We start from the raw sequence: 16,965 nt of genomic DNA, 5'->3' as shown, positions 1-16,965 counted from the left end.
ATGGCCAAGGCAAAGTTTGAGCGGAGCAAGCCGCACGTAAACATTGGTACGATTGGACACGTTGACCACGGCAAGACGACGCTGACGGCGGCGATCACGCTGGTGCTTCACGAGAGCTGGGGCGGTGAGTCGAAGTCGTATGAGGACATCGACAACGCGCCGGAAGAGAAGGCACGCGGGATCACGATCAACACCGCGCACGTGGAGTATGAGACCGAAGCGCGCCACTATGCGCACGTCGACTGCCCGGGCCACGCCGACTATGTGAAGAACATGATCACGGGTGCCGCGCAGATGGATGGGGCGATCCTGGTTGTGAACGCGGCTGACGGCCCGATGCCGCAGACGCGCGAGCACCTTCTGCTGGCGCGCCAGGTTGGCGTTCCGGCGATCGTGGTGTTCCTGAACAAGGTCGACCAGGTCGACGATCCGGAGCTTCTGGAACTGGTCGAGATGGAAGTCCGCGAGCTGCTCAACGAGTACGACTTCCCGGGCGACGAGATCCCGATCATTGCCGGGTCTGCGCTGGCGGCGGTCGAAGGCCGTGACGAGGAGATCGGCAAGAACAAGGTCCTGGAGCTGATGGCGGCTGTGGATGAGTACATCCCGACCCCTGAGCGTCCGCTGGACAAGCCGTTCCTGATGCCGGTGGAAGACGTGTTCTCCATTTCGGGCCGCGGGACGGTTGTGACGGGCCGCGTCGAGACGGGCATCATCAAGGTTGGTGACGAAGTCGAGATCGTGGGTATCCGCGACACGCAGAAGACGACGGTGACGGGCGTGGAAATGTTCCGCAAGCTGCTCGACCAGGGTCAGGCCGGCGACAATATCGGCGCGCTGATCCGCGGCATCGACCGTGAAGGCGTGGAGCGCGGCCAGGTTCTCTGCAAGCCGGGTTCGATCACGCCGCACGCGAAGTTCGAGGCCGAGGCCTACATCCTGACGAAGGAAGAGGGTGGCCGTCACACGCCGTTCTTCACGAACTATCGTCCGCAATTCTACTTCCGGACGACGGACGTGACGGGTGTTGTCACGCTTCCGGCGGACAAGGAAATGGTTCTTCCGGGCGACAACGTCAAAATGGACGTCGAGCTGATCACGCCGATCGCGATGGACCAGGGCCTGCGCTTCGCCATCCGCGAAGGCGGCCGTACCGTCGGCGCCGGCGTCGTCTCGGCGGTGAAAGAGTAAGACAGGCGCTGAGGGCGCACCCCGCCCTCAAGCCCGATCCATCGCACTAGCGGGGATCAAAGCATCAAGGGCCGTCCCAAAAGGGGCGGCCCTTTTTCGTGGCCTGGCTTATTTCAGGGAAAAGCTGGCGGGCAGGAGTTCGCCCATGGTCATCACCGTGCGAATCCCTTCCGGCCCGGCGAGGCTCACCTTCACATCCGGGCCGGCAAACTCGGCGAGCTTCTGCCGGCAGCCGCCGCAGGGCGCAACGGGCGAGTCGGCTTCGGCATAGACCAAAACTTCGAGAATCGCCGTGTCGCCGGCGGCCACCATGGAAGTAATCGCGCCACCTTCCGCGCAGATGCCTTCGGGAAAGGAGGCGTTCTCGACATTGCAGCCGACATGGATGCCGGCGGCCGACCGGATGGCGGCGCCGACCCGGAAACCGGAATAGGGCGCATGGGCATTCTGGCGCACGGCCTTTGCGGCTTCGAGAAGATCGTCGCTCATGGGGGGTCATCCTTGCTTGTGGACATCCTCGCGGGCCCCTGTCATAGCACCGAAACGGGCGGCGGCCATGCTGGAAGCGGGGTGGCTACTGCATGAGGCTGCAAAGATTTCGTCATATGGTGTTGACGAGGTGAGGCGGATCCCATAAACCGCGCCCTTCGAAGGGTCGGCTGTGCCTCTGATCGGCAAACGCTTCCCACCGAACTAGACAATTCAGCCGATTGCGTCCGGGCGCTTCAATGCGTGCGCCTTGGCGCGACATTTCATGTGGACGGGATACCGTACGATGGACAAACAAAATATCCGGATCAGGTTGAAAGCCTTCGATCACCGCGCCCTCGACCTGTCGGCGAAGGAAATCGTTTCCACCGCCAAGCGCACCGGCGCCGACGTGCGTGGTCCGATCCCGCTGCCGACCCGTATCGAGCGCTTCACCGTCAACCGCTCGCCGCACATCGACAAGAAGTCCCGCGATCAGTTCGAGATCCGTACGCACAAGCGTATCCTCGACATCGTGGATCCGACCCCGCAGACCGTCGACGCGCTGATGAAGCTCGACCTCTCGGCCGGTGTCGGCATTGAAATCAAACTTGAGGGAGCGCGCTAAAATGGCCCTTCCGGCAGACCGTACCGGCGTCATTGCCAAAAAGCTCGGCATGACCCGCATCTTCAACGAGGATGGCCGTCACGTGCCCGTGACGGTGCTGTCGCTCGATGGATGCCAGGTTGTCGGCCTTCGCACCGAAGAGGATCGCGAAGTCACCGTCAATCGCGGCAAGAAGAAAGAAGCAAACAAGGTCACGCGTAACGATGGCTACAAGGCCGTCGTCATGGGTGCGGGCGAGGCGAAAGCCAAGCGCACCGCCAAGGCCCAGCGCGAAGCCTTTGCCAAGGCTGGCGTCGCCCCCAAGCGCAAGCTGACCGAATTCCGCATCAAGGGCGAAGCGATGCCTGAGATTGGCGCCGAAGTGGTTGCCGATCACTTTGCCGTTGGTCAGCGCGTCGATATTGCCGGCGTTACGCTGGGCCGCGGTTTCTCCGGCGCCATGAAGCGCTGGAACTTCGGCGGCCTTCGCGCCACTCACGGTGTTTCCGTGTCCCACCGCGCTGTCGGTTCGACCGGCCAGTGCCAGGATCCGGGCAAGGTGTTCAAGGGCAAGAAGATGCCGGGCCATTATGGCACCGAGCGCGTCACCGTCCAGAACCTGGAAGTTGTGCGCACCGATGCTGAGCGCGGCCTGATCCTCGTGAAGGGCGCGATCCCGGGCCATGACGGCGCCTATGTCGAAGTCCGCGATGCGGTGAAGAGGCCGCTGCACGGCGATGCGCCGGCAGAGGGCTCGTTCCGCGGCAAGAATGGTTCTGAGCAAAAGGCTGATGCCGAGAATGCGGAGGCTGGTGAATAATGGAACTCGCAGTCAAGACACTCGACGGCAAGGCAGCCGGCAAGGCGACGGTCGATGCGGCTGTCTTCGGCCTTGAAGACATTCGTGGCGATCTGCTGCAGCGCACGGTCCGCTGGCAGCTGGCCAAGCGCCAGGCTGGCACACACAAGACCCAGGAGCGCGGCGAAGTCTCCGTCACGACGAAGAAATATATCCGCCAGAAGGGCTCCGGCGGCGCCCGTCACGGTTCGCGCAATGCCAACATCTTTGTTGGTGGCGCTGTGGCCCACGGCCCGCGCGTGCGCAGCCATGCCCATGAGCTGCCGAAGAAGGTCCGCAAGCTGGCCTTGGCGCATGCGCTGTCGGCCAAGGTGAGGGACGGCTCGCTGATCGTTCTCGACGAGGCGAAGCTCGATGCCGCCAAGACCAAGGAGCTGTCGGCAAAGTTCAAGGCGCTGGGCGTCGAGAATGCGCTGATCATTGGCGGTCCGGAAGTGGACGCCAATTTCGCCAAGGCGGCTCGCAACATTCCGAACATCGACGTCCTGCCGGTCGCCGGTCTCAACGTCTATGACATCCTGCGCCGCAAGCAGCTTGTCGTGACCAAGGACGCCCTGGACGGCATTGGCGCGCGTTTCGACGCGACGGCCAAGGAGGGGAAATAAGCCATGGCTGACGTGAAAGCACATAATTACGACACGCTTCTGGCGCCGGTGATCACTGAAAAGTCGACCCTGCTCTCGGAAGAAAACAAGATTGTCTTCTCGGTCCCGCTCACGGCCAACAAGGCCGAGATCAAAGAGGCCGTCGAAGCTCTGTTCAAGGTCGATGTGACCAAGGTCAACACGATCAAGATCAAGGGCAAGACGAAGCGTTTCCGCGGCAAGCTCGGCTTCCGCTCGGACCGCAAGAAGGCGATCGTCACCCTGAAAGACGGCCAGTCCGTCGATATCACGACCGGACTGTAGGAGAGCATCATGGCACTCAAGACATACAATCCGACATCGCCCGGCCAGCGCCAGCTTGTCACCGTCGACAAGTCGGACCTCTACAAGGGTCGCCCGGTCAAGTCGCTTACCGAAGGGCTTTCCAAGTCCGGTGGCCGTAACAATCGCGGCCGCGTCACGGTTCGCGGCGTCGGCGGCGGCACGAAGAAGCTTTATCGCCGGATCGATTTCAAGCGGAACCGCTGGGACGTCCCGGCAACGGTCGAGCGTCTGGAATATGATCCGAACCGCACGGCTTTCATCGCGCTCATCAAGTATGAGGATGGCGAGCTGGCTTACATCATCGCGCCGCAACGCATGGCGGTTGGTGATACGGTCATCACGTCCGCGTCGGCTGACATCAAGCCGGGCAACGTCCTGCCGCTGAAGAACATTCCGGTCGGCACGATTGTCCACAATGTCGAGATGAAGCCGCAGAAGGGCGCACAGATCGCGCGCTCCGCCGGGACCTATGTGCAGATCGTCGGCCGCGATGCCGGCTATGCGCAGGTCAAGCTGTCCTCGGGCGAGCTGCGTATGGTGCCGGACAACTGCCTGGCGGCCATCGGTGCGGTGTCCAACCCGGACAATATGAACACGGTGCTGTCCAAGGCTGGCCGCGCCCGTCACCTCGGCAAGCGTCCGAAGGTTCGCGGTGTCGCCATGAACCCGATCGATCACCCGCATGGTGGTGGTGAAGGCAAGTCCTCGGGCGGTCGCCACCCGGTGACCCCGTGGGGCAAGAAAACCCGCGGCCCGAAAACCCGCAAGACGAAGGCTTCGGATCGCCTGATCATCCGTCGCCGCAATTCGAAGCGCTAGGAGCGAATAAAGATGCCACGTTCCGTTTGGAAAGGTCCTTTCGTCGACGGCTATCTGCTCAAGAAGGCAGAGAAGGCGCACGCGTCCGAGCGCCGCGAAGTGATCAAGACATGGTCGCGCCGGTCGACCATCATGCCGCAATTTGTTGGCCTGAATTTCCAGGTTCACAACGGCAACAAGTTCGTCCCTGTCCTCGTCACCGAGGAGATGGTCGGTCACAAGTTCGGCGAGTTCGCGCCGTCGCGGACCTATTATGGTCACGGCGCAGACAAGAAAGCGAAGAGGAAGTAAGCCATGGGTAAGGCAAAGAATCCTCCGAAGCAGGCTTCGAACGAGTCGCGCGCCGTGCTGCGCATGTACCGTTCCAGCCCGCAGAAGCTGAACCTTCTCGCCCAGCAGATCCGTGGTCTGCCGGTCCAGAAGGCGATGGACGAGATGAAGTTCTCGCGCAAGCGTGCCGCTCAGGACGTCTACAAGACGCTCTATTCGGCCATGTCGAACGCCGAGAACAATCACGGGCTGGATATCGACAGCCTGGTCGTCGCTGAAGCGCATGTGGGCAAGAACCTGGTCATGAAGCGCATCCGCGCTCGTGCCCGTGGCCGTGCCGCTCGCATCATGAAACCCTTTTCGCAGCTCACCATCGTGCTGCGCGACACATCAGTTGAAGCGGAGGCCGCATAATGGGCCAGAAGATCAATCCCGTCGGTCTGCGTCTCGGTATCAACCGGACCTGGGACAGCCGCTGGTATGCGGATACGGCTGATTATGGCCGTCTTGTCCACGAGGACCTGAAGATCCGCAAGACGATCAAGGACCAGCTGAAGCAGGCAGGCATCTCGCGCATCGTCATCGAGCGCCCGCACAAGAAGTGCATCGTCACGATCCACACCGCCCGTCCGGGCCTGGTGATCGGCAAGAAGGGCGCTGACATCGAAGTGCTTCGCAAGAAGCTCTCGAAGATGACGGAAGACGAGGTTCGCGTGAACCTGGTCGAGATCCGCAAGCCGGAAATCGACTCCACGCTCGTCGCCGAGGACATTGCCCGCCAGCTTGAGCGTCGCGGGTCTTTCCGCCGCGCCATGAAGCGTGCGATCCAGAACTCGATGCGTCTTGGCGCACTCGGTGTCCGCGTGATGGTTTCCGGCCGCCTGGGTGGCGCCGAGATCGCCCGGACCGAGCAGTATGCCGAAGGCTCCGTGCCGCTGCACACGCTGCGCGCCGACATCGACTATGGCACCGCCGAAGCAGAGACGACCTACGGCATCATTGGCGTGAAGGTCTGGATCTACAAGGGCGAGATCATGGAGCATGACCCGATGGCACAGGACCGCAAGGCCGAGGATTCCGGCCAGGCCCGTGCCCGTTCGACCAACCAGCGCGGCCCGGCTTCCGGTCCGCAAGGCGCAGGAGCGTAACCGATGCTGCAGCCGAAACGCACCAAATACCGCAAGGCCTTCAAGGGCCGGATCACTGGCAACGCCAAGGGCGGCTACACGCTTTCCTTCGGCAGCTATGGTCTCAAGGCCCTCGAGCCGGAACGCGTCACCGCGCGCCAGATCGAAGCGACCCGCCGGGCCGTGACGCGCGAAATGAAGCGTCAGGGCAAGGTCTGGATCCGCGTCTTCCCGGACACCCCGGTGTCTGCGAAGCCGATCGAGGTTCGTATGGGTAAGGGCAAGGGCTCGGTCGACCGTTGGGTCGCCCGCGTCGCGCCGGGCCGCATTCTGTTCGAGATCGACGGCGTCTCCGATGAGGTCGCCCTGGAAGCCCTGCGTCTCGGCGCAGCCAAGCTCCCGATCAAGACGAAGATCATCAAGCGCATTGAGGGGATCTAGTCATGAAAATCGCTGATTTGCGTTCGAAGTCGAATGACCAGCTGCAAGACCAGCTCAAGCAGCTGAAGAAGGAACAGTTCAACCTCCGTTTCCAGCAGGCCACCGGCCAGCTGGAGAAGACGGCCCGGGTCAAGGAAGTCCGCCGCGATATTGCGCGCGTCAAGACGCTCCTGGCTGAACAGGCCAAGACGGAAGCCGAGGCGTAGGAGACGAGATATGCCCAAACGCGTAATGGAAGGCGTCGTGGTTTCCACCAAGCAGGACAAGACGGCTGTGGTCCGTATCGACCGCACCTTCCTTCATCCTGTCATGAAGAAGATCGTGCGCCGTTCGAAGAAGTATCATGCCCATGATGAAGCCAACTCGGCTGTCGAAGGGCAACGTGTCACCATTCAGGAGTGCTCGCCGCGCTCCAAGCTGAAAACCTGGGAAATCGTTCCGGGCGATGGAGCTGACGCATGATCCAGATGCAATCAAACCTGCGGGTTGCCGACAATTCCGGCGCGCGCCGTGTCCAGTGTATCAAGGTTCTGGGCGGGGCAGGCCGGCGCTACGCGTCTGTCGGTGACATTATCGTGGTCTCGGTCAAGGAAGCCATTCCGACCGGCCGCGTGAAGAAAGGCGACGTGCGCCGCGCCGTCGTCGTCCGCATCGCGAAAGATATCAACCGTCCCGACGGGTCGGTCATCCGCTTTGACACCAATGCCGCCGTGCTGGTGAACACTGCGGGCGAGCCGATCGGGACCCGGATCTTCGGCCCGGTTCCGCGCGAGCTTCGCGCCAAGAACCACATGAAGATCGTCTCACTGGCTCCGGAGGTGCTGTAACCATGGCTGCCAAGGTGAAAAAAGGTGACCGCGTGATCGTCACGGCCGGCCGCAACAAGGGTGCCAAGGGCGAAGTCCTGAAGGTAATCCCTGCGGAAAACCGTGTCGTCGTGCAAGGCGTGAACGTTGTGAAGCGCCACCAGCGTCCTGGTCAAATGGACCCGGGTGGCATCAAGACGTTCGAGGCGCCGATCCATGTCTCCAACGTGTCAATCATGGATCCGCGTGATGGCAAGCCGACCCGTGTCGGTTTCAAGATAGACGAGCATGGGCGCAAGACGCGCTATGCCAAACGTTCTGGCGAGTCGATCGATGTCTGAGAATTACGAACCCCGCCTCAAGGCGAAGTACAAAGAAGAGATCCGGACCAAGCTCCAGGAGCAGTTCAGCTACTCCAACGAGATGCAGGTCCCGAAACTCGACAAGGTCGTGATCAACATGGGCGTTGGCGAAGCTGTCGCCGACTCCAAGAAGATCAAGACGGCGCTTGCCGAGCTCGAGCGGATCTCCGGCCAGAAGCCTGTGCCGACCAAGGCCCGCAAGTCGATCGCCGGCTTCAAGCTACGCGAAGGCATGGTCATTGGTGCCAAGGTTACGCTTCGCCGCGACCGCATGTACGAGTTCCTCGACCGTCTAACCACGATGGCGCTGCCGCGTGTGAAGGACTTCCGGGGCCTCAATGGCAAGAGCTTCGACGGCCGTGGCAACTACGCCATGGGCCTGAAGGAGCAGATCGTCTTCCCTGAAATCAACTATGACGACATTGAAGACATTCGCGGTATGGACATCATTGTCTGCACCACGGCCACAACGAACGAAGAGGCCAAGGCGCTGCTGTCGCACTGTGGCTTCCCGTTCAGGAACTAGCGCTTGAGGACGAAACAGAATGGCTAAGAAAAGCGCAATTGAGAAGAACGAAAAGCGTCGCCGCATGGTCGCGAAATACGCCGCGCGCCGGGCGAAGCTGAAGGCAATGGCGATGGATGAGGACCGTCCGCTTGAGGAGCGTTTCCATGCGCGCCTGAAGCTGGCCGAGCTTCCGCGCAACTCCGCGCCGAGCCGCATCCGCAATCGTTGCCAGGTCACCGGCCGTCCGCGTGGCTATTATCGCAAGATGAAGATGTCGCGCATTGCGCTCCGTCAACTGGGGTCCCTCGGCATGGTGCCGGGCCTCGTGAAGTCAAGCTGGTAGGAAAGGAGGACCAAGATGAATATTTCCGATCCCCTTGGCGATCTCCTGACCCGTATCCGCAATGCGCAGATGCGTGGCATGACGAAGGTCGTTTCGCCGTCCTCGAAGCTGCGCGTGCGTGTTCTGGACGTGCTGCAGAGTGAAGGCTTTATCCGTGGCTACACGGAAATCGAGAAGGACGGTCATCGCAATGTCGAGATCGAACTGAAATATTTCGACGGTACGCCGGTCATTTCAGAGATCCGCCGGGTCTCGAAACCGGGCCGCCGTGTCTATTCGTCAGTGAATGACCTGCCGCTGGTCCGTAACGGGCTGGGCATCTCCATTCTCTCGACCTCCAAGGGCGTCATTTCCGACGCGGTTGCGAGGAACGAGAATGTGGGCGGCGAAATTCTCTGCCGGGTATTCTAGGACGAGGATGAACTGACATGTCCCGTATTGGAAAACTCCCCATTCAGGTCCCGAACGGCACAACCGTGACGGTCGATGGCGGTCGCATTCAGGCCAAGGGCCCGAAAGGCGAACTCGGCGTCACCGTGTCGGAACTGATGACGGTCACGCTTGAAGAGGGCGAACTGTCGATTATGCCGCGCAAGGATTATGTCGACGAAGCCAATGAGCGCATCAAGGCGAACGAAGCGAAGGGCAAGAAGAAGATGACCTTCGCCGAAGCCCTGGATCCGAGAGTCCGCACCCAGTGGGGAACGGCCCGGGCCAATGCTTCGAACGTTGTCGAAGGCGCCTCCACCGGCTTCTCCAGGTCGCTGGAACTTGTCGGCGTCGGTTATCGTGCGCAGATGCAGGGCACCGACCTGAAGCTTTCGCTCGGCTATTCGCACGATGTGATCTTCAAGGCGCCGCAAGGCATCAAGATCGAGACGCCGAAGCCGACCGAGATCACGGTGTCGGGCGCTGACAAGCAGGCCGTTGGCCAGGCTGCCGCCGAGATCCGCCAGTTCCGCAAGCCGGAGCCCTTCAAGGGCAAGGGTGTACGCTATGCCGGCGAATATGTCCGCCGCAAGGAAGGCAAGAAGAAGTAATCGCCATGAAGACGACACGCGAAAAGACACTCCGCCGCGCCCAGCGCGTTCGCGCGAAGCTCCGCAAGGTTGCCGAAGGCAAGCCGCGCCTTTCGGTTGCGCGCTCGCACAAGAACATCTCGGCCCAGATCATCGATGATGAGAAGGGTCTGACGGTGGCGTCCGCCTCGACGCTGGAAAAGGACCTGCGCGGCAAGCTCAAGTCCACCAGCGATACGGCAGCGGCGCAGACAATCGGCGAACTGATCGCCGAGCGCGCCAAGAAGGCCGGTGTCGAAGATGTTGTCTTCGACCGCGGTGGCTACATGTTCCACGGCCGGGTGAAAGCCCTGGCAGATGCCGCCCGTGATGGCGGCCTGAAGTTCTAGGAGTCCGATTATGGCAGACGAACAGGGCAGAGGTCGCGGCCGCGGACGCGGGCGCAACGACCGCCAGGAAGAGCAAAGCGAGATCGTCGACAAGCTGGTCGGCATCAATCGCGTTGCCAAGACCGTGAAGGGCGGCAAGAACTTCGGTTTCGCCGCACTCGTCGTGGTTGGTGACCAGAAGGGCCGCGCCGGCTTTGGCAAGGGCAAGGCCCGCGAAGTGCCGGAAGCGATCCGCAAGGCGACCGAGGACGCCAAGCGCAACATGGTCCGCGTGCCGCTGCGCGAAGGCCGTACGCTGCACCATGACGGCAAGGGCCGCTGGGGCGCCGGCAAGGTTGTCCTGCGGGCAGCGCCTCCCGGTACCGGCGTGATCGCCGGTGGTCCGATGCGCGCCGTGATGGAAGTGCTGGGCATTCACGACGTCGTCGCCAAGTCGGTCGGCTCGTCGAACCCGTACAACATGGTTCGTGCAACCTTCCAGGCGCTGGTCGGTCAGGCCAGCCCGCGGTCGGTTGCTTCCAAGCGTGGCCTGAAGGTTCAGGATATTGTCGGCCGCCGCACCGATGGTGCGTCCGAAACCGGCATTTCCGAATCCGCCTGACCTTATTGAAAGGACCTGATGATGGCGAAGAAGAAATCAGACACGATCAAGCTGCGTCAGACCGGCAGCCCGATCCGCCGCAAGCCGGCCCAGCGTCAGACGCTGGTCGGCCTCGGCCTGAACAAGATCGGCCGTGAAGCTGAATTGAACGACACCCCGGCCGTGCGCGGCATGATTGCGAAGGTGTCACACCTTATTGAAGTCGTAGAAGAGTAGGCGTATAGGGCGCCCCCTTGTACGCCAGTCAGGATTAGAGCGATGAAACTCAACGAACTCTCTCCCAATGCGGGCTCGACCCATAACCGCCACCGCGTCGGCCGCGGCGTCGGCTCGGGCAAGGGCAAGACTGGCGGGCGTGGCGTGAAAGGCCAGAAGTCGCGTTCGGGCGTTGCACTCAACGGATTCGAAGGCGGCCAGATGCCGATCTATATGCGCCTGCCGAAGCGTGGCTTCAAAGCGCTGAATTCGAAGAACCATGCCTGGGTCAATCTCGGCCGCATCAGCAAGGCGATCGAAGCTGGCCAGCTCAAGGCCGGTGACATCACTGAGGAAACCCTGGTGTCTTCGGGCGTCGTACGCCGGGCCAAGGATGGCATCCGTCTTCTCGCCAAGGGCGAGGCGCCGAAAAAGGCCACGATCACAGTGACCGGGGCCAGCAAGGCCGCTATCGACGCTGTCGAGAAGGCTGGCGGAAAAGTCACAGTTACCGGAGCGGCAACTGCGGAAAAAGCAGAGTAAGCCTCATCTTTTTCGTCTACATACCTTCACAAACAGGTTTTCGCCGCCAATGTTGGCGGCGATTTCATTTCCGGGGAGGGTCTCTTGGCCACAGCCGCTGAACAAATGGCGCGCAACATGAATTTCGGCACCTTTGCCAAGGCAAAGGATCTTCAGGCCCGAATTCTCTTCACGCTCTTCATCCTTGTTCTTTATCGCCTCGGGACATTCATTCCCGTCCCCGGCGTCGACGCAACGGCCTTTGCCCAATTCTTCGAGCAGCAGCAGGGCGGCATGCTCGGCAGCCTCAACATGTTTGCAGGCGGTGCCGTCGAGCGCATGAGCGTCTTCGCGCTGAACGTCATGCCCTACATTACGGCCTCGATCATCATCCAGATGATGACGAGTGCCGTTCCCTCGCTTGAAAAGCTCAAGAAGGAAGGGGAAGCCGGGCGAAAACAGATCAACCAGTATACGCGCTATCTGACGGTGGGCTTTGCCTTCTTCCAGGGCTTTGGCATCTCGATGGGGCTGACCAATGTGGCGCTTGACGGGATTGCGCCCTGGTTCTTCGTCATGACGGCTGTCACGACCTTTGTCGGCGGCACCATGTTCCTGATGTGGATGGGCGAACAGATCACGGCCCGCGGCATCGGGAACGGCATCTCGCTCATCATCTTTGCGGGCATTATCGCGGAAATGCCGAAGGCGATCTTCAACCTGTTCTCGGGCAGCCGCGAGCAGGGCATCAATGTCGTCTTCGTTCTGGCCATTCTGCTCCTGGTCATATCGCTTGTGCTGTTCATTGTGTTCATGGAGCGCTCGCAACGGCGCATCCTGATCCAGTATCCCAAGCGCCAGGTCGGCAATCAGATGCAGCAGGGCCAGTCCTCCTTCCTGCCGCTGAAGATCAACACGTCGGGCGTTATCCCGCCGATCTTCGCGACGGCGATCCTTATGCTTCCGCTGACGGCTGTCGGGCTGGTTGGCGGCAGCACGGTGGACCCGCAATCGGCGGTCCAGTCCGGGCCTGGCATCCTGCAATGGCTCGCGCTGCACTTCTCGCCGGGCAGCTGGACCTATATCGCGACCTATGGCGCGCTCGTGGTCTTCTTCTGCTTCTTCTACACCTCCATCATGTTCAATCCGGAGGAGACGGCGGACAATCTGAGAAAGTATGGCGGTTTTGTCCCTGGCATTCGTCCCGGGCGCAACACGGCCGCCTATCTCGATTACGTCCTGACCCGTCTGACGACGATCGGTTCGGTCTACCTCGTCTTCATCTGTCTCCTGCCGGAAGTGCTGAGGCGCTATGTCCCGGAAATTCCTTTCTACATCGGTGGCACATCGCTTCTTATCGTTGTATCCGTCACAATGGATACAGTGACCCAGATCCAGTCCCAGCTGATCGCGCACCAATATGAGGGGCTGATCAAGAAATCTCGGCTCGGAGGCAAGCGCAGACGATGAACCTTATTCTTTTTGGTCCACCGGCGGCCGGCAAAGGCACTCAGGCCAAGCGCCTGGTCGAAGAGCACGGCTATGTGCAACTTTCCACGGGTGACATGCTTCGCGCAGCCCGTGCATCGGGTTCCGAGCTTGGCAATCGGGTTGCGAAAATCATGGATGAGGGCGGTCTGGTTTCCGACGAGATTGTCATCGACCTGATCGACGAGCAGCTCGAGACCCACAAGAACGCGCCGGGCTTCATCTATGACGGGTTTCCCCGCACGGTTGGCCAGGCCAAGGCGCTCGACAAGCTGCTTGAGTCGCGCGGCACCCAGGTGGATCGCGTCATTCGCCTGGTCGTCGACGAAACCCAGCTCATGCAGCGCGTGACCAAGCGCTTCGAGGAAGAGGGCCGCAAGGACGACAATCCGGCGACATTTGCCGCCCGGCTCGACAAGTACAATCAGGACACCGCTCCGCTGCTTCCGTTCTATGCCGAGCGCGGCATTCTCCGTGAGGTTGACGGAATGGCGAGCATTGAAGAGGTTACCAAAGGCGTCGAGGAGGCGCTGAAGCAGACCGCATAAAAGCCGCAATTCACTAGTTGACGCGGCGATTTGCAGGTCTATAACGACGCACTTCGTTAAGAGGTCGGGTTCGCGCGCGCGAGGCGTTGGTTTTCGTTTCGCGCCGGACCCGCTTTCGGCAGTTCAGGAGACAGGCCCGTGGCCCGTATTGCAGGCGTAAATATTCCGACGAACAAGCGTGTAGAAATCGCGCTTCGTTACATTCACGGCATTGGTCCGTCCAAGGCCAGGGAAATCACCGAAAGGATCGGTATCGAACCGGGGCGCCGCGTCTCGGACCTTACCGATGCGGAAGTGATCCAGATCCGTGAGACCATCGATTCCGACTATGTCGTGGAGGGCGACCTTCGCCGCGAAGTCTCCATGAACGTCAAGCGCCTGATGGATCTTGGCTGCTATCGTGGCCTGCGTCACCGCAAGCGCCTGCCGGTCCGTGGCCAACGGACCCACACCAATGCCCGTACCCGCAAGGGTCCGGCGAAACCGATCGCCGGCAAGAAGAAGTAGGATCAGACCGATATGGCTCGTGATACGACCCGCGTCCGCCGCCGTGCCCGCAAGAACATCTCCTCAGGTGTCGTGCATGTGACGTCGAGCTTCAACAACACCATGGTGACCATCACCGATGCGCAGGGCAATGCGATTTCCTGGTCGTCGGCCGGCGCCATGGGCTTCAAGGGCTCGCGCAAGTCGACCCCGTATGCCGCTCAGGTGGCTGCCGAGGACGCTGCCAAGAAGGCCCAGGAACACGGTCTTCAGACCGTCGAAGTGAATGTGCGTGGCCCGGGTTCCGGGCGTGAAAGTGCGCTGCGTGCGCTGCAGGCCGCCGGTCTGACCATCACGTCCATCCGCGACACGACCCCGATTCCGCACAATGGATGCCGCCCGCCGAAACGCCGCCGCGTCTAGGCCGTTTTCAGCGTCATTCGTTTAACAGACCAAGGAGGCCATGAATGGCCGATACCGCGACCAGCGTGAATGATCGTAACTGGAAGGAACTGATCCGCCCGAACCGTCCCAAGGTCGAGGCGGGCCGTGATCCGCGCCGTCATGCGAAGCTCGTCATCGAGCCGCTCGAGCGTGGCTTTGGTACGACTCTCGGCAACGCGCTTCGCCGCGTGCTGCTCTCCTCGCTCCAGGGCGCTGCCATTACCGGTGTCCAGATCGACGGCGTCGTTCACGAGTTCTCGTCCATTCCGGGCGTGCGCGAGGATGTCACCACCATCGTGCTGAACCTGAAGCAGGTCGCCATCGAGATGGTTTCGGATACGCCGAAGCGCATGATTCTAAAGGCTGACGGCAAGGGCGAAGTGAAAGCCGGCCAGATCGAAACGTCGGGCGACGTGAAGATCCTGAACCCGGATCTCGTGCTCTGCACGCTGGATGACGGCGCCTCGGTGCGCATGGAATTCACCGTTGCGACCGGCAAGGGCTATGTCCCGGCCGACCAGAGCCGCCCGGAAGATGCCCCGATCGGCTTCATTCCGGTCGATGCGATCTATTCGCCGGTCCGCCGCGTTGGCTATACGGTCGAAGACACACGTGAAGGCACGGTGCTCGACTATGACAAGCTCGCGCTGACGGTCGAGACCGACGGGTCAATCTCTCCGGAAGATGCCGTGGCTTATGCGGCCCGCATTCTTCAGGACCAGCTGCAGCTCTTCATCACGTTCGACGAACCGGAAACCGAAGCGTCTTCGTCCAGCGAAGAAACCGATCTCGGCTTCAACCCGGTCCTTCTCAAGAAGGTCGACGAGCTCGAGCTGTCGGTGCGTTCGGCAAACTGCCTGAAGAACGACAACATTGTTTATATCGGCGACCTGATCCAGAAGTCGGAAGCGGAAATGCTCCGCACCCCGAACTTCGGCCGCAAGTCGCTGAACGAGATCAAGGAAGTGCTCGCTGGCATGGGGCTGCACCTCGGCATGGAAGTGCCGGACTGGCCGCCGGAAGACATCGAGGCACTCGCCAAGAAATACGACGACCACCTCTAGAAGTCCGCCCGGGAGGGCGCACAGGAGACCAAGGACATGGCCCACGCCATTGCACATCGCAAGCTGAACCGCACCTCATCGCACCGCAAGGCGATGTTTGCCAACATGGCCGCTTCGCTCATCGAGCATGAGCAGATCGTCACGACCCTTCCCAAGGCGAAGGAGCTCAAGCCGATCATGGACAAGCTGGTGACGCTGGCGAAAAAGGGTGATCTTTCGTCCCGTCGCCGGGCCATCTCGCAGGTCCGCGACAAGGAAGCGGTCCAGAAACTCTTCGATGTGATCGGAGAGCGCTACAAGGACCGCAATGGCGGGTACTGCCGCGTTCTGAAGGCCGGCTATCGCCACGGCGACAATGCCGCTGTGGCCGTCATCGAGCTGGTCGACCGCGACGAAGAGGCCAAGGGCGCCAAGGACCGTGCCCGTCACGAGGCCGAACTGGAAGCCATGGACGAATAGGCCGCGCTTTCATTGAAGTGATTTCGAGGAAACCCTGTCAGTGCGCTGACAGGGTTTCTTTTTGTCTCACAGTCCGAGCTGGCCTTTTGCGAGGATGTTGCGCTGGATCTCGTTGGAGCCGGCATAGATGGAGCCGGCGCGGTCATTGAGATATTTCGCGGCCACGGTCACCAGGCTGTCGGGGCCGACCAGGCCCTGATTGGTCGGATGACGCGTGACCACAGGGCCGCCGGTTTCGGTATGCTCGGGCTGGAAGGGCTCGACATGGAGCCCGGCAATGTCGAGCGCGATTTCGGTGATATGCTGGCTAAGCTCGGTGCCTTTGATCTTCATCATCGAGGCCTTCAGCCCCGGCGTGCCGCCATTCGACAGCTCCGACATCATCATCAGCTCGGCGGCCTCGAGCGCGCTGGCGCGCATCTCGGCAGAGGTCAGCCGGGCCTCGATACCAGGCTCCAGGGCGCCCAGATCGCGGGCCGTGCCCCGCAGGGCGGCCAGCCTCTGCAGCAGGCGCGGGCCATAGGACGAGCCGCCGCGCTCGAACTCGAGCAGGTATTTCGCGACCGTCCAGCCCTTGTCGACCTCGCCGATGACATTCGATTTCGGCACGCGCACATCGTCGAAGAAGACAGCATTCTGGATGTGCTCGCCCGACAGCATGATGATCGGATCGACGGTGACGCCGGGCGCGGTCATGTCGATGAGGATGAAGGTGATGCCCTGTTGCGGCTTGCCGGAGGCGTCGGTGCGCACCAGGCAGAACATCATGTTCGCTTCATGCGCGTGCGTCGTCCAGATCTTCGAGCCATTGCAGATGAAGGCGTCGCCATCGTCTTCGGCCGACATGGTGAGGGCCGCGAGGTCGGAGCCGGCATGCGGCTCGGAATAGCCCTGGCACCAGAAGTCTTCGCCCGACAGGATACGTGGCAGGTAATGCGCCTTCTGCTCGTCCGAGCCATGCCCGATCAGGGCCGGGCCGCACATGCCGATGCCCATGGGCGAGAGCGGCGGGGCGCCGGC

Annotated in this window: 30 protein-coding genes; 28 read left to right on the top strand and 2 right to left on the bottom strand. The window is 61.4% G+C overall.

Annotated features, from left to right (window positions below; translation table 11 throughout):
- Positions 1-1,191 carry an elongation factor Tu gene (gene tuf / locus B8784_RS19265; RefSeq protein WP_084398400.1) on the top strand — a complete coding sequence of 397 codons (1,191 nt, stop codon included), beginning with the start codon at positions 1-3 and terminating at the stop codon, positions 1,189-1,191.
- Between the two features lie 108 nt (positions 1,192-1,299).
- Here the strand turns inward: tuf and B8784_RS19260 are convergent, their stop codons facing one another.
- A complete protein-coding gene (locus B8784_RS19260; RefSeq protein ID WP_084399692.1) occupies positions 1,300-1,680 on the bottom strand; it encodes a cytidine deaminase in 381 nt (126 codons plus the stop codon).
- Positions 1,681-1,966: 286 nt separating this feature from the next.
- On the opposite strand from B8784_RS19260, the gene rpsJ reads away from it, so the two are divergent.
- The 27 genes from rpsJ (at position 1,967) to rplQ (ending at position 15,945) form a co-directional block, all read left to right on the top strand.
- On the top strand, positions 1,967-2,287 hold the full coding sequence (rpsJ, locus tag B8784_RS19255) for a 30S ribosomal protein S10 (RefSeq protein WP_084399690.1): 321 nt from the start codon (positions 1,967-1,969) through the stop codon (positions 2,285-2,287).
- Position 2,288: 1 nt separating this feature from the next.
- On the top strand, positions 2,289-3,086 hold the full coding sequence (gene rplC / locus B8784_RS19250; protein ID WP_084399688.1) for a 50S ribosomal protein L3: 798 nt from the start codon (positions 2,289-2,291) through the stop codon (positions 3,084-3,086).
- A complete protein-coding gene (gene rplD / locus B8784_RS19245; RefSeq protein ID WP_084399686.1) occupies positions 3,086-3,730 on the top strand; it encodes a 50S ribosomal protein L4 in 645 nt (214 codons plus the stop codon). Before rplC ends, rplD begins: the two co-directional genes overlap by 1 nt.
- A 3-nt stretch (positions 3,731-3,733) precedes the next feature.
- Positions 3,734-4,033 (top strand): 50S ribosomal protein L23, encoded by a 300-nt coding sequence (locus tag B8784_RS19240; protein ID WP_084399684.1) that lies wholly within the window; start codon positions 3,734-3,736, stop codon positions 4,031-4,033.
- A gap of 9 nt (positions 4,034-4,042) precedes the next feature.
- Positions 4,043-4,873, top strand: coding sequence for a 50S ribosomal protein L2 (gene rplB, locus B8784_RS19235; RefSeq protein WP_084399682.1), 831 nt, complete (start codon positions 4,043-4,045; stop codon positions 4,871-4,873).
- A gap of 12 nt (positions 4,874-4,885) precedes the next feature.
- On the top strand, positions 4,886-5,164 hold the full coding sequence (rpsS, locus tag B8784_RS19230; protein ID WP_084399680.1) for a 30S ribosomal protein S19: 279 nt from the start codon (positions 4,886-4,888) through the stop codon (positions 5,162-5,164).
- 3 nt (positions 5,165-5,167) lie between these two features.
- Positions 5,168-5,557 carry a 50S ribosomal protein L22 gene (gene rplV, locus B8784_RS19225; RefSeq protein ID WP_084399678.1) on the top strand — a complete coding sequence of 130 codons (390 nt, stop codon included), beginning with the start codon at positions 5,168-5,170 and terminating at the stop codon, positions 5,555-5,557.
- Positions 5,557-6,291: a 30S ribosomal protein S3 gene (gene rpsC, locus B8784_RS19220; protein WP_084399676.1), complete on the top strand. Its 735-nt coding sequence runs from the start codon at positions 5,557-5,559 to the stop codon at positions 6,289-6,291. The genes rplV and rpsC overlap by 1 nt, the downstream gene beginning before the upstream one ends.
- Before the next feature lie 3 nt (positions 6,292-6,294).
- Entirely contained in the window at positions 6,295-6,711 is a 417-nt protein-coding gene (gene rplP, locus B8784_RS19215; protein WP_084399674.1) for a 50S ribosomal protein L16, read from the top strand.
- Positions 6,712-6,713: 2 nt separating this feature from the next.
- Positions 6,714-6,917 carry a 50S ribosomal protein L29 gene (gene rpmC / locus B8784_RS19210; RefSeq protein WP_084399672.1) on the top strand — a complete coding sequence of 68 codons (204 nt, stop codon included), beginning with the start codon at positions 6,714-6,716 and terminating at the stop codon, positions 6,915-6,917.
- A gap of 10 nt (positions 6,918-6,927) precedes the next feature.
- Positions 6,928-7,173 (top strand): 30S ribosomal protein S17, encoded by a 246-nt coding sequence (rpsQ, locus tag B8784_RS19205; protein WP_084399670.1) that lies wholly within the window; start codon positions 6,928-6,930, stop codon positions 7,171-7,173.
- Positions 7,170-7,538 carry a 50S ribosomal protein L14 gene (rplN, locus tag B8784_RS19200; RefSeq protein WP_084399668.1) on the top strand — a complete coding sequence of 123 codons (369 nt, stop codon included), beginning with the start codon at positions 7,170-7,172 and terminating at the stop codon, positions 7,536-7,538. Before rpsQ ends, rplN begins: the two co-directional genes overlap by 4 nt.
- A gap of 2 nt (positions 7,539-7,540) precedes the next feature.
- Entirely contained in the window at positions 7,541-7,858 is a 318-nt protein-coding gene (rplX, locus tag B8784_RS19195) for a 50S ribosomal protein L24 (protein WP_084399666.1), read from the top strand.
- Positions 7,851-8,405, top strand: a complete 555-nt coding sequence (rplE, locus tag B8784_RS19190; RefSeq protein ID WP_084399665.1) for a 50S ribosomal protein L5 — start codon at positions 7,851-7,853, stop codon at positions 8,403-8,405. Before rplX ends, rplE begins: the two co-directional genes overlap by 8 nt.
- Positions 8,406-8,424: 19 nt before the next feature.
- Positions 8,425-8,730, top strand: coding sequence for a 30S ribosomal protein S14 (gene rpsN, locus B8784_RS19185; protein ID WP_084399664.1), 306 nt, complete (start codon positions 8,425-8,427; stop codon positions 8,728-8,730).
- A 15-nt stretch (positions 8,731-8,745) separates the two neighbouring features.
- Positions 8,746-9,141: a 30S ribosomal protein S8 gene (gene rpsH, locus B8784_RS19180; RefSeq protein WP_084399662.1), complete on the top strand. Its 396-nt coding sequence runs from the start codon at positions 8,746-8,748 to the stop codon at positions 9,139-9,141.
- Positions 9,142-9,158: 17 nt separating this feature from the next.
- Positions 9,159-9,770, top strand: a complete 612-nt coding sequence (gene rplF, locus B8784_RS19175; RefSeq protein WP_084399659.1) for a 50S ribosomal protein L6 — start codon at positions 9,159-9,161, stop codon at positions 9,768-9,770.
- A gap of 5 nt (positions 9,771-9,775) precedes the next feature.
- Positions 9,776-10,138, top strand: coding sequence for a 50S ribosomal protein L18 (gene rplR / locus B8784_RS19170; RefSeq protein WP_084399657.1), 363 nt, complete (start codon positions 9,776-9,778; stop codon positions 10,136-10,138).
- Positions 10,139-10,148: 10 nt separating this feature from the next.
- Positions 10,149-10,739, top strand: coding sequence for a 30S ribosomal protein S5 (rpsE, locus tag B8784_RS19165; protein WP_084399655.1), 591 nt, complete (start codon positions 10,149-10,151; stop codon positions 10,737-10,739).
- Positions 10,740-10,760: 21 nt separating this feature from the next.
- The gene (gene rpmD / locus B8784_RS19160; protein WP_084399698.1) at positions 10,761-10,955 is read left to right on the top strand and encodes a 50S ribosomal protein L30; all 195 of its coding nucleotides are present in this window, start codon (positions 10,761-10,763) and stop codon (positions 10,953-10,955) included.
- Between the two features lie 42 nt (positions 10,956-10,997).
- On the top strand, positions 10,998-11,477 hold the full coding sequence (gene rplO / locus B8784_RS19155; RefSeq protein WP_084399653.1) for a 50S ribosomal protein L15: 480 nt from the start codon (positions 10,998-11,000) through the stop codon (positions 11,475-11,477).
- 84 nt (positions 11,478-11,561) lie between these two features.
- Positions 11,562-12,926, top strand: a complete 1,365-nt coding sequence (gene secY, locus B8784_RS19150; protein ID WP_084399650.1) for a preprotein translocase subunit SecY — start codon at positions 11,562-11,564, stop codon at positions 12,924-12,926.
- Positions 12,923-13,492: an adenylate kinase gene (locus B8784_RS19145; protein ID WP_084399648.1), complete on the top strand. Its 570-nt coding sequence runs from the start codon at positions 12,923-12,925 to the stop codon at positions 13,490-13,492. Before secY ends, B8784_RS19145 begins: the two co-directional genes overlap by 4 nt.
- Before the next feature lie 138 nt (positions 13,493-13,630).
- Positions 13,631-13,999 (top strand): 30S ribosomal protein S13, encoded by a 369-nt coding sequence (gene rpsM, locus B8784_RS19140; RefSeq protein ID WP_084399646.1) that lies wholly within the window; start codon positions 13,631-13,633, stop codon positions 13,997-13,999.
- Between the two features lie 12 nt (positions 14,000-14,011).
- Positions 14,012-14,401 carry a 30S ribosomal protein S11 gene (gene rpsK / locus B8784_RS19135; RefSeq protein ID WP_084399644.1) on the top strand — a complete coding sequence of 130 codons (390 nt, stop codon included), beginning with the start codon at positions 14,012-14,014 and terminating at the stop codon, positions 14,399-14,401.
- Between the two features lie 65 nt (positions 14,402-14,466).
- The gene (locus tag B8784_RS19130) at positions 14,467-15,486 is read left to right on the top strand and encodes a DNA-directed RNA polymerase subunit alpha (protein ID WP_084399693.1); all 1,020 of its coding nucleotides are present in this window, start codon (positions 14,467-14,469) and stop codon (positions 15,484-15,486) included.
- A gap of 36 nt (positions 15,487-15,522) precedes the next feature.
- Complete coding sequence (gene rplQ, locus B8784_RS19125) at positions 15,523-15,945, top strand: 50S ribosomal protein L17 (protein WP_084399643.1); 423 nt, start codon at positions 15,523-15,525, stop codon at positions 15,943-15,945.
- A gap of 66 nt (positions 15,946-16,011) precedes the next feature.
- On the opposite strand, the gene B8784_RS19120 is transcribed toward rplQ, so the two are convergent.
- On the bottom strand, positions 16,012-16,965 hold a 954-nt coding region (locus B8784_RS19120; RefSeq protein ID WP_084399640.1), incomplete at its 5' end, for an acyl-CoA dehydrogenase family protein.

The organism is Henriciella aquimarina, from assembly GCF_002088975.1.
Lineage (GTDB): Bacteria > Pseudomonadota > Alphaproteobacteria > Caulobacterales > Hyphomonadaceae > Henriciella > Henriciella aquimarina.
The sequence above is the reverse complement of the archived record's forward strand: the minus strand, read 5'-3'. Positions and strand labels throughout refer to the sequence as shown.